We start from the raw sequence: 12,038 nt of genomic DNA on the forward strand, positions 1-12,038 counted from the left end.
GCTTTGCCCCCACCGATTGGGAGGGCAAGCGCACGCATCGCTACAACCCGCTCCTGCGCATCGCTGAATTAAAAGACCCCGCGCGCCAGCAGATGGAATTGCAGCTCCTGGCGACGCTCTTCCTGCAGAGCGACAACGACCGGGTGCAGGGCCTCCTGAAAGGCGGGATCGACCTCTTCGTGGCGGCAGGCCTGTTGGCGTTCCAGCGCAAGCGTCCCACCTTGGGCGAGATCTATCGCATCGCCGCCTCCGGCGGGAACAAGCAGAAGGAATACTTCGCGCGCGGCCACGAGGTGGATAACAGGGCTGCCAAGCTGATCTTTACGCGGCTCGCTTCGACCAACAACGACACACTGACCTCTTATGTCTCGCTCCTGATGACCTCTGGGCTCGACCAATGGCAGAACCCGGCCATCGACGAGGCGACGGCGGTGTCGGATTTTGATTTCCGAACGATCCGCAAGCAGCCCTTCTCGGTCTATCTCGTCGTCCAGCCGCTGATGGTGAAACCCCTCGCCCCACTGATCCGCCTCTTCTTCTCCGATCTTCTCTCGGCCATGCAGGAAAAGGATCCTGGACCGGATGAGCCGTGGCCGGTGATGATCATGCTCGACGAGTTCAATCGCTTGGGCAAAATGCCGATCGTGGTTGAGAGCATCGAGACCCTGCGGACCTACCGCGGCCACCTTGCCGTTGTCACCCAAACCATCCCCGCCCTCGATGAAATCTACGGCGAGAACACCCGTCGCGCCCTGCAGGGCAACGCGGGCGTCAAGCTCTACCTGACGCCCTCGGATGAGAAAACCGTCGAGGAGCTGAGCAAGGCGGTGGGCAAGACCACGAAGACCGTCATTACGCGCTCCCAGTCCATCGGCAAGAACCCCTTCGAGGGCCGCAGCCAATCCACCCGGACCGAAGAAAGTTCGTTGTTGCCTGAAGACGAGGCGCGCCGCCTGCCGCTCGACGAGATTGTCATGGTGATCGACGCGCAAATGCCGGTCCGGGCCAAACGGATCCAATATTTTGACGACCGGCTGTTCAAGGCGATCCACGCGGCGCAGACGGGCGAGTTGCCGTTTCCAGAGCCCGGGGGAGGGGGGCCGCAGGGCAATCTGTCCTTGAGTGCGCGCGCCATGCCGATGACACCGCCGTCGGATGGACCAAGGGGAACAGAAGCCGATATGGAGAGGGCAAGCCAGGCTATAGATGGCCAACTGTTAGGCCAAGCCGACGCCGCTTCAAAGAAGACCGCGCCTGTCGTTCAAGCCGTCGTCGCCGAGGCACAGCGGCAGATGGAGATGGATTTTGGTGCGCAGCTGCCCACAGTCGATCTGGCAAAAAGGCCCGATAACGCGCAGGTACGGGCCGCCGTGAATGGTCTGGACGAGATGGAGACAACCTTGAAACAAGGGCCCGGAGAAGGGTTGGCAGAGCGTTAGATCGAGGTTTTGCCACGCTGAAGCGACGGTTTCTCTTGTCGACATAGCGATCCTGATGCCAGGTTTTGGGTCCTGCGTCGCTCTGCAATCGCGGCTGCCGCGCCAACCCGCCTGATACTGCCGACCTGCCGCGGGACGTGTTGCGTCGCCAAGACGGTGTAGAGCTTGCGGTTCCATCCCGCCCGTTCGTCCAGCCAGGCAGGGCCGTCAGCCCGGATGATTACGCGCGGGGTGCGCGCGCAAGAGACGGGTCAACCTCCGCCCATCCCGTCCCCGTCATGATGACCCTGCTGCAGGGGCCCGACCCGGCGCTGGAGCCGCTCGAATTGGTGCGGCTGGAGTGATCCCGGCGGAACCGGCAGGGACCCATTGTGTTGACGTCACGAAGCGACCGCTGGTCTGGTTCGCGGGCGGCCCTGCGGTGCGAAGATGCGATGATCCTTGTGGTCTGGTGCAAATTCGGCCTGAATGAGCTGGCTTGGTTCGAGAGGAAAAATGGATTTTTATCTTCGATAACACACAGAACCTTTGGTGGGTTTGAATGCGATGTCGGACCTCGTCAACGTCCTGAGCGACTACAAATCCGTCATCGCCCTTGGGCTTATCATCGCGCTTTTCGCGCTGATGATGTCGGAACGCTATCCGCCCGAAGTCTCCGCTGCAGGCTTTGCCGCGGTCTTCGTGGCGTTGGGGTTTGTCAGCCCGGATGAGTTGTTGTCGGTGTTCTCCAACCCCGCTCCGCTGGCCATCGGGGCGATGTTTGTCCTGTCGGGCGCGCTCGTCCGGACCGGTGTTCTGGAAGCGATTTCGCAACTTGCGATCCGGCAGGGGCAGAGCCGCCCGAAGCTCGCGCTTGCCATGGTCCTCGGCACTGCGATGGTGGCATCGGGTTTCGTGAACAACACGGCGGTCGTGCTCATGCTGATCCCCGTGGTGATCCGTCTTGCCAATGCGCTTGATATGGCGTCCACCCGTCTGCTGATGCCCCTGTCCTACGTCGCGATCCTGGGCGGGACCTGCACGCTGATCGGCACCTCGACCAATCTGCTCGTGGATGGTGTCGCCCGCGAGCAGGGGCTCGATGCCTTCAGCATATTCGAGATCACGCCCATCGGTATCCTGGTGGCAATCGCGGGCGGGCTGACATTGATCCTCCTGGGGCCCTGGCTGCTGCCCAACCGTGGCACCAGCGATCCCGACCGGCTCATGGGAGAGACACGGTTCCTGTCCGAGGCCATCATTGCCGACGAGGACCATGCCGGCCCGACATTGGAAGATGTCGAGGCGTTCAACCGATCGGGCGTCCAGGTGCTTTCGATCCGCCATGACGGGCATGACGGGGAGACCCGGAACGATCCGTCGCCCGATCATCCGGTTCAGGAAGGCGACAAGGTGATCTTCCGCGCGTCGACCTCCGAGCTTCTGACGATGGAGGAAGACGACGGTTTGACGGTCGGACTGGGCCCCGAGGCGGTGAGCGACGACGAATGTGTCACGGTCGAGGTCATCGTGTCCCCGCGCAAGGCGGCAAGACGGCGTAACCTGGGCCGCATGGCGCTCGGGCAGCGCTACGGCGTGCGGGTCCTGGGCGCGAGCCGGCCGGAGAACAACCTTGGACCAGGGCTTGAAGACATATATTTGCGTCCGGCTGACAAGCTGTTGATGAACGGACCGGCGGATGCCTATCGCAGGCTCGAGGATGAGGCCGAGCTGGTCTCCGTCAGCCGCCCGGCCGCCCGGGCCTTCCGCCGCAAACGCGCGCCGATTGCCCTGGCCGCCATACTGGCGGTGGTCGGGTTGGCCGCAATTGGTCTGTTCGACATTGCAACGCTTGCGATCCTTGCCGTTTGCGCCAGCCTGGTCCTTCGCTGCATCGATGCGGACGAGGCCTGGAGCGCGATCGACGGGTCGATCCTCGTGCTGATCTTCGCAATGCTGGTAATCGGCACAGGGCTTCAGAATGCAGGCACGGTCAAGCTCCTGGTCGATCAGCTTTCGGGCCTGATTTCTGATTTCCCGCCCTTTTTCGCGTTGTTGTCGATCTACTTTCTGGCATCAGTCCTCACTGAGACGGTCACGAACAATGCGGTTGCGGTGGTTTTCACGCCGATCGCCATCGGTGTGGCAGAGACCATCGGGCTTGACCCCAGAGCGCTGGTCATGGCGATCATGTTCGGAGGATCGGCAAGTTTCGCAACACCCATCGGCTACCAGACCAACACGCTGATCTACGGTGCGGCCAATTACGAGTTCACCGACTTCCTGAAGATCGGGCTGATAATGAACGTCGTGGCGGGCGTGACCGCCTGCGCCGCGATCGTCTGGATGTTCGGCTGATCCCCGGAGGGTGCGCCGCGAGGGGACGGCGCACCTTGGTCAGACGGGAGGCTTGGCGACACGGCGCTCCTGGCGCCTGCTGCGGGGCTCGGGCGGGCACAGGCGGAATCGAGACCGCTGCGGGAACCCTTCGGACACTCGCTCGTTTCCGTATCAGGCAGGATATCGGCGCATGTCACCAGGCGGTCGGGATCCTTGCCGGCACAACTACACGCGCCTCAGGGAGGAAACTCATGTCATTCAAGCAAATCCGCACCAAGGCCCATTGGATCGTTCCGCCATTGCTGGCGACGATTGCGGTGGCGTCTCCCGGTCTTGCGCAGGTCGGAACGAACACAAGCAGCCTGGAACACAGCTTGGTCCTGTCCGATCTGGACAGTCCGTGGGACATGGCGTTCCTGCCCGACCGCACGATGTTCTTTACCGAAAAATGCGACGGCCTTTCGGTGCGGATGCCATCGGGCGACGTCAATGCGCTGCTTGGCCTGGAAGGGACCGAGAATTATGCCAGCACGGCGTCCGATCTGTTTTGCGACGGCCAGGCCGGGATGAACGGCGTTGCAGTTGATCCGAACTTCGAGGAGAACCGCCGGATCTATGTCTATTCGGCTTCCACCCAGTCCGATCCTCCCACCAACCGGCTGATGCGCCTGGTCGTCAACGATGATTTCACGGATGTGTCGGAACGGACCGACATCATCGACGACGTGCCCTACAAAACGGAGGCGACGGATCACCCGTTCGGCGGCACCGGCACGCATAATGGCGGGCGGGTGCGGTTCGGACCCGAGGGCGATTATCTTTACCTGACGACCGGCGACAATCACCAAGCCGAGATCCCGCAAAGCCCGACCATCATGGGCAGCAAGATCATCCGCGTCGACACCGACGGCAATGCCGCGCCCGAGAACGCGCCGCCCGAGGGGTTTGACCCGCGCATCTATACGTACGGTCACCGCAACGTGCAGGGCCTCACCTTCCATCCCGAGACCGGCCAACCCATCGTCGCCGAACACGGACCATGGCATTCCGACGAGATCACGGTGCTGAAAAATGGCGGCAACGGCGGCTGGGATCCGCGTGACAACATGGCCGGGCGGGGCGATTGCCCGGACGGCTATTGCGGATACATGCCGAACCAGATGGAGGGCATGAACCGCTATGAACGCGCCGCCTTCATGCCAATGACCGATTTCGAAACCTATCCGGACGCGATGCCGCCGATCTGGACCAACAATGGGTGGTCACAAGGCACGTCCTCGGCCGAGTTCCTGAGCGGCGAAGACTGGGGCGAATGGGATGGCGCGATGGTTGTCGGGCTGATGGGGATCGGCTTTGGCGGCACCCCTCTCGGTCAGCGGATCGACGTGATCGAGCTGCGGACCGAGGACGGCGAGATCTCGGTCGAGGATGTCACCGAGATGACCCTGCCCATGGAAAGCGCGCGGTTCCGGTCGCTGGTGCTCGGTCCCGATGGCAGCCTCTACACCGCGGTCGACGAAGGACAGATCCACAAGCTGACACCGCCGTCCTGAGAGGACGCGCTCGCTGCATATCTTCGCGCGGCCTTCGGGCCGCGTTTTTGATGCGTTCCGGGGCTTGGACACCACGGTGTGACACCTTTGGCAATAGTGCGCTTTGCGCAGAGATGCCGTTGCTGCACTGTGTCCGCGAACTTGGTGGGCGACGGGATCAAGCCGTCGCTCATTGAGGACGCCAACCTGCGCGCCCATGTCCAGAAGCTGTGGCTGGCCTGGACTGACGAGGCCGATGCAGACGGGCTACTCGTGCCCATGCAGGTGCAACTGCTGCTGGCCGAGGTGCAGCCCTTTGAGATGATCCGGATGGCCGCCAACGGCAACCGCATCCAATTCGGGATCGTGTATGACGCGATCGGCCGGCAGGTGGCGGTCCGTGTGCCCGCTGCGGACCTTCTACACATCTACCGTCTGCTTGATGCGGTTCAGAGCCGCTGCCTGCCGCATGTGGCGCCCGCCATAGTGCGGCTGTTCCTGCTCGACCAATGCGACGACGCTGAGCTCGATCGCAATAAAACGGCGGCGATGTTCGCAGGCTTCATCATCAAGACCGCCATCGCAAGTCTGACGCACTCATGACAGAGTCGGTGGCTCAGATGCCGGCCAGTTCGGCCGCGAAACGGGCCGCGACCGAAACTGCCAGAAGCGTTGGTCGCCCGTGGATGGCGCGCGCAAGATCGCGGGCGTGGGGCTTGTAGCTGATGCAGTCGTGGACGACGATATCGGGGGCATGGGCCGCCATTTCGCGCGCCGCGGTCTTGATCGTGGCGTCGTCGGCATCGGGGGACAGAGCCACGAAGGCACTTTCGCGTCCTACAAGCTCCCAGCGCTTGTGACCCTCGGCTGCCTGGGCGGCGGTGGGCAGGAAAATACCCAGCCGGCCGCCGTGAGGCAGAGCGCCCGCCACGGCGCCGGACAGCAGATCCGAGGCGAAATGCACACCCGGCGTGGAAAGACTGGGAAATCGGCCGGTGCAGCAGACGACCGCCACATCGGCGCCGAGCCGGTCGAGTTCGGCAAGCCGCTGGGCCATGCCTTTGGTCACCGCCGCCTTGCTGATCAGCACCGAGTGGCCGTCGGGCAGGGTGGTATAGAGCGTATCTTTGTCGTCCCGGGGGGCCGTCGCGGCGATGCCGTCATCATCGAGGTGATCGAGCGCGCCCATCAGGCGCAGGTCGGCAGCATTGCCCAGTATATGGACAAATTCAGCCTCCAGGTCGGGGCGCGGCGACTGGCCGATCACCAGCAAGCCAAGGGTTGGGCGGCTCATGCGGGCACTGGGGGTTGTAGCGCCGCCGCATCGCCCACCACGCGCACACGAGTGCGGATGGCGCGACCCGGCAGATAGGCCAGCGGCAAATCCTCAACCTCGATCACCTTGATCGTCTCGCGCGCGGCACCGGCGCCGACCGCCGCTTCGACCGCATCGGCGCGGGCGGCGGCAATGGCCTCGTCACGTTCCATGTCGCGATAGATCTTGTCGGTTTCACCCGAGATCTGCGCCATGGCGGCCCCTACGGCGTTGGCGACGCCGTTGTGTTCCACATGGACGACCTTTGAGATGCCCGGCATCGTTTCGGGGATCAACATCGCGCCGCCACCGGCCGCCAGAAGCGGGATTTCGGCGGCATCCGTCTTCATGCGGTCCACAGCTTCGGCCACGCGCTCGTGCATCTCGGCTAAGGCCGCCTTGACGAAATCGGCGGGCAGGTGGGTGACCAGGCTCTTATCGCCGATGTCGAGTAACCCTGCGGCCACGGCGATGTCGGTAGCGGTGATCTGGTTGCCGCCAAAGACCAGTGCCTCCTGTCCCAGACGATAGCCAACGGATTCGCGGCCGACGGTCAACGGCGCGCGGTTGATCTTGGTGCCGCCGCCAAGGGCGATCGACAGAAGGTCGGGCATGCGGAACAGGGTGCGCACGCCGCCCACGTCGACCACGTTGTTTGCCTCGCGCGGGAAGCTGTTGACCAAGCAGCCAATGTCGGCCGTGGTGCCGCCCACGTCGCAGACCATGGCGTTCTCGATCCCGGCCAGAAGCGCCGCACCCCGCATGGAGTTCGTCGGTCCCGAAGCGAAGGAGAAGACGGGATATTCCCGTGCCGCATCCTCGCGCACCACGGTGCCGTCGTTCTGCGTGATGAAAAGCTGCGCGCCAAGTCCGCAGTCGGCCACTGCATCGACGAAGGCGCGGGTTGTGTCGCGCGCCAGCCCGATCAACGAGGCGTTCATCAGCGCCACGTTCTCGCGTTCGAGAAGGCCGATGCGCCCCAGGGTTGCGGACATGGTGACATGCACGTCGGGGGCTTCGTTCTTCACGATCTCGAAGGCGCGTTCCTCGCATTCCGCTGTCAGCGGTGAGAAGGTGGCGGAAATGGCGACCGCCTCGATCCCGTCGCGGGCGATTTGGCGCGCGGCTTCGGCGACGGCGCGTTCGTCCATGGGGACCAGCGGGCGGCCGTCGTATTCGTGACCGCCCTCGACCAGATAGACCCCGCCGTTAACCTTGGCCGCCAGATCCTTCGGCCAGTCGCAGAACGGCACAAGGCTGGCCGAGGCGGGCAGCGAGATGCGGATCGCGGCGGCGCGACCCAGATTGCGCCTTTCGACCACCGCGTTGGTGAAATGGGTGGTGCCGATCATCACCGCCGAGACGTCCCTGGCCGCGTCTCCGGCCTGTTTGATCAGTGCCGAAAGCGCCGCGCGTACGCCCGTGGTCACATCGGCCGTGGTAAAGGTCTTGACCGAGGTCAGCACCTTGTGACCGTCCAGAAGGGTGGCATCGGTATTGGTGCCGCCGACGTCGATTCCGATGCGCTTCATGGCCGTGTTTCCTCGAAGACCGAAGTGAAATCCAGATCGAAGCCGAAGGCGCGGGGGCCCACGGCGGCGATCCCCTTTTCGCTGAGGAAGACATCTGGCGCCGGCAGCGCCAACACGCTGACCCTTTGACCGAACCGTAGCACGTCGGTGCCGATGCCTTCGCCCGATACTGTATCGAGCAGGCAGATCAGATCGGGGGTCATTACCACGGGGTCCCCGTCGAGATAGGCGACCGAGAATTCGTTCTGGAAATGCACAACCATCTCACGGCCGACATGATCGCCCAGCCCCTCGACGACGGCTTGACCGCGCAGGAAGCCCTCGGTTGCGCGGCGTTCCACGTCCACGACCTTGCCACGGAACATCAGCTTGCCCTTGGCGGCCGAAAGCACCGCCTCGATCGGATCGGTATGGGCGGTGCGCGCCTCGCGCACCTTGTGACCGAGCGCGATGGCGTTCGAAACCGAATAGAGCACGCCATGGGCCTTGATCTCGGCCCCGGTGCGCGGCGCCTTGCAGGTGGCGGCGACAGACCCGATCTCGGTGCAAGCCTTGCGGCTGATCCGCTCCATCCAGCGCCACGAGGCGGCGCGCGGGATGATTACGTCGTTGTCGCGGATATCGGCCATAGTCAACGGGTAGCACCGCAGACCCGCCACGGCGACTGATGTCATCTGCGCCTCGGGATAGGCCCGGCCCATTGTGTCAGCATCGACCACGGGATACCCGGTCAGCGCGGCCACCAGCATCGGGTGCACGCCATTGCCACCGCCAATTTCGAGTGACATAATCGCGTCGAACTTGCGGCCCATGTATTCTTCCATCATCCGCACCGGCTTCAGCGCGAATTCCGGATCGGCCAGGCGCTCCTGACCGACCAACGGCGCGCCCATGTTTGACAGCACGCCGACGACCGCATCGTCGTCCAGCGTCATCGGGTCGATCAACGTCACTTCGCGCCCGGCCTCATAAAGGATGCGCATGTTCAGCAGCTTGTGATAGGGATCGCCGCCGCCCCCGGTGCCGAGGATCCACGCACCTATGGCAAGCGCCTCGATGTCTGCGGCGGTGAGCATCCGACAGGTTTGACTAGGCGCCCTCTGGCTCAGGGTGGTCATCGCTCATCCTTTCGTGGCGGAATCGCCTGCGTTCGGGACGCGGCCGAGTTCTACTTTTTCTACGATTACCATCCGCGAACGGTCATTGCGCAAATAGCGTTTGCTTATGGTGCGGATGTGCCCGGCCTATCGCGCGAGCCATTCGCGTTGCGAAAGCGGCGCCCTATCCGGCAGTTCGCTGCAGTTGGGCCCTGAACCAGTCCGTTTCATAGGTTTGGCAAATGGCAGCCATCAGGAATCGTTCTTTTTCCTGACGCTCACGATCTGAGTTAATGGTCAAGTAAGAAAGGGCACACAAGAAAGCCCGGTGATAACACCCCTGAACCGGCCCGGCGTCGTCGGGACCACCGACATGGAGAAGGACTATGAAACTGTTGAAACTGACCTCGGCGCTGGCGCTTACAGCCGTGATGTCGCTGGGCACGCCCGCGGGCGCGGTTGAGAAGCGTGATGGCGAGTTCTGGATGGTGATCGGCGGCCGCCAAGCTGTATCCCACATCGATCCCGGCCAGCCCTACGACTATGCTATCCGCATGATGACCCAGGCGCTCTATGACGGGCTTGTGAAGTATTCTGGCGATCCGCCGACGGTAGAACCCTGGCTTGCCACCGACTGGAGCACCTCTGAGGATGGCCTGACTTGGACCTTCAACCTGGCCCCCGAGGCGACCTTCAACAACGGCGATCCGGTCACCGCTGAGGCTGTCGTCTATTCCTATCAGCGCGTTCTGGACATGAACGAGGGTGTCTCGTGGATGCTGTCCGATGTACTGAGGTCCGAGAACATCAAGGCGCTGGATGAGCATACGGTGGAGTTCACGCTCGACCGGTCCTATGCGCCGTTTCTATCGTTCTTGCCCTGGTGGTTCATCGTCAACCCCGATCAGGTTGAGCCCAATGTCGTGGACGGCGATTTCGGCAAGGCTTGGTTGTCCCAGAACGCCGCTGGCTCGGGGCCTTATAGCTTGGAAAGATTCGATCAGGGTACGGCCTATTGGCTGAAGCGCAATGACGATTACTGGAAGGGCTTTCCCTACGACAACGACGATATGGGCGGCATCATCTATCAGTTGATCCGCGAGACCTCGTCCCAGCGCGCGGCGCTGATCTCGGGCAAGGTTGATCTTGTGACCGACCTGACCGCCGAGGAACTGGAAGTTGTGGGCGAGCGGCCCAATATCGAAGTTTCCTCGACCCCGGCGCTGACGTCCTTTGGGATCAAGATGAACACCCAGGGTGACTACATGTCGGACATCAACCTGCGCAAGGCCGTCGCCCATGCCTTTGACTATGAGACCTTCATCCAGGTCTATAACGGCAACGCGACGCTTCAGACCTCAGCCTTCACCGACGCCATCAAGGGTAAGATCGACGTCGAGGGCATGCCGCGCCAGGATCTGGAAAAGGCGCGCGAATACCTTTCCAAGTCGCAGTGGCCCGAAGGTGGGATCACACTGGAATACGTCTATGTCCAAGGGCTGGAGCAGCAGCGCCAAATGGGGCTTGCACTGCTCAACAGTCTCAAGCAACTCGATATCGAGCTTGAGATGGTGCCGCTGACCTGGCCCAATATGGTCGCCCGCGCGGCGGACGTCGAGGAAAGCCCGGACCTGATGTGTATATTCACGACGCCGGTCTCGACCGACCCGGACGCGGTGGCGATCCAGTACCATCCCTCGTCCCAAGGCAAGTACTATGGTTCGCACTTTCTCGAGGACGACAAGCTGATCGACATGATCGAAGGAGCCCGCAAGCTGTCGGATTGGGATGAGCGGGCGCCGATCTATGCCGACATCCAAGAACGTATCGTCGACTTGCAGCCCGAGATCTTCGGCATGATGCGACAGCGCATGTTTGCCTACAAGACCTACGTAAAGGGCTATGAAGACAGCCCGATCCGGATGACGGCCGAGGTGGATCTTTACCCGCTCTATATCGAGCAGCCCTGATCTGGTGGATCAGGGCCAGCGGGCGCTGCCGAAGCGGTGGCGCCCGCTTCCCATTGAACGGCGGGTGACATGCGACGACTGATCCTAAAGAGACTGGGCCTGATGGTGGTGATGCTGCTAGGCCTTGCCGTGATCACATTCACGGTAGCCAATGTGGCGCCCGGTGACCCCGCACGCTTGGCAGCGGGGCCGGATGCCTCGCAGGAGATGGTCGAGCAGATCCGTGTTGAGCGCGGCTTCGACCGCGCGCTGCCAGTGCGTTTCGCGATCTACATCGGCAACCTCGTGCAGGGCGATCTGGGCACGTCCGTCTATACTGGCCGCGAGGTTGCGCAGGATGTCGCCATCTTCCTGCCGGCAACGGTGGAATTGGTGCTGTTCTCAATCTTCATCGCCATCGTGCTGGGCGTGCCGCTGGGGGTGCTGGCGGCAGTCTGGCAGAACAAGGCGGGGGATCACGCGATCCGGCTTCTGTCGGTCTCGGGCGTGGCGCTGCCGATGTTCTGGCTGGGGCTGATGCTGGTGCTGGTGCTCGCCATCAGAAACCCCTGGTTTCCCGCTACGGGTTATACGCCGATCAGCGAAAGCCTGGTCGGCTGGTGGCAGCACATCGCGCTTCCGGCGTTCACCCTGGGGCTGGCCGCCGCCGCGATCCTCACTCGCCAGTTGCGCGGCGCCATGGTGGACGTCATGCAGCAGGACTATGTGCGCACCGCGAAAGCGAAGGGGCTGCCCTACCGCAAGGTGGTGGCGAAACATGCCCTGAAAAACGCCGCCATCCCGATGGTCACCATTCTCGGGTTGCAGGCGAACTCGCTGCTGGGTGGCACCATC

At 62.9% G+C, this 12,038-nt stretch carries 9 protein-coding genes; 6 read left to right on the forward strand and 3 right to left on the reverse strand.

Features of this window, described 5'->3' with window-relative positions; translation table 11 throughout:
- From LCF59_RS16885 to LCF59_RS16900, 4 genes are all read left to right on the forward strand, one after another.
- Positions 1-1,439, forward strand: a 1,439-nt coding sequence (locus tag LCF59_RS16885; RefSeq protein ID WP_292288791.1) for a type IV secretory system conjugative DNA transfer family protein, incomplete at its 5' end; no start/stop codon positions are given.
- A 546-nt stretch (positions 1,440-1,985) separates the two neighbouring features.
- The gene (locus tag LCF59_RS16890) at positions 1,986-3,776 is read left to right on the forward strand and encodes an SLC13 family permease (RefSeq protein WP_292288792.1); all 1,791 of its coding nucleotides are present in this window, start codon (positions 1,986-1,988) and stop codon (positions 3,774-3,776) included.
- Between the two features lie 233 nt (positions 3,777-4,009).
- Entirely contained in the window at positions 4,010-5,311 is a 1,302-nt protein-coding gene (locus LCF59_RS16895; protein ID WP_292288793.1) for a PQQ-dependent sugar dehydrogenase, read from the forward strand.
- A 144-nt stretch (positions 5,312-5,455) separates the two neighbouring features.
- A complete protein-coding gene (locus LCF59_RS16900) occupies positions 5,456-5,893 on the forward strand; it encodes a phage portal protein (RefSeq protein ID WP_292288794.1) in 438 nt (145 codons plus the stop codon).
- Between the two features lie 13 nt (positions 5,894-5,906).
- On the opposite strand, the gene LCF59_RS16905 is transcribed toward LCF59_RS16900, so the two are convergent.
- From LCF59_RS16905 to LCF59_RS16915, 3 genes are read right to left on the reverse strand one after another with little or no spacing between them, the layout of a single operon-like run.
- The gene (locus tag LCF59_RS16905; protein ID WP_292288795.1) at positions 5,907-6,584 is read right to left on the reverse strand and encodes an AroM family protein; all 678 of its coding nucleotides are present in this window, start codon (positions 6,582-6,584) and stop codon (positions 5,907-5,909) included.
- On the reverse strand, positions 6,581-8,137 hold the full coding sequence (locus LCF59_RS16910; RefSeq protein ID WP_292288796.1) for a hydantoinase/oxoprolinase family protein: 1,557 nt from the start codon (positions 8,135-8,137) through the stop codon (positions 6,581-6,583). Before LCF59_RS16910 ends, LCF59_RS16905 begins: the two co-directional genes overlap by 4 nt.
- The gene (locus LCF59_RS16915) at positions 8,134-9,255 is read right to left on the reverse strand and encodes a DUF917 domain-containing protein (protein WP_292288797.1); all 1,122 of its coding nucleotides are present in this window, start codon (positions 9,253-9,255) and stop codon (positions 8,134-8,136) included. The genes LCF59_RS16910 and LCF59_RS16915 overlap by 4 nt, the downstream gene beginning before the upstream one ends.
- Positions 9,256-9,620: 365 nt before the next feature.
- On the opposite strand from LCF59_RS16915, the gene LCF59_RS16920 reads away from it, so the two are divergent.
- Both LCF59_RS16920 and LCF59_RS16925 read left to right on the forward strand, forming a co-directional pair.
- Positions 9,621-11,204, forward strand: a complete 1,584-nt coding sequence (locus LCF59_RS16920; RefSeq protein WP_292288798.1) for an ABC transporter substrate-binding protein — start codon at positions 9,621-9,623, stop codon at positions 11,202-11,204.
- 69 nt (positions 11,205-11,273) lie between these two features.
- Positions 11,274-12,038: ABC transporter permease (locus LCF59_RS16925; RefSeq protein ID WP_292288799.1), on the forward strand; the 765-nt coding region annotated here is incomplete at its 3' end.

Origin of the sequence: Marivita sp. (assembly GCF_020055675.1) — a bacterium.
Taxonomy (GTDB): domain Bacteria; phylum Pseudomonadota; class Alphaproteobacteria; order Rhodobacterales; family Rhodobacteraceae; genus Marivita.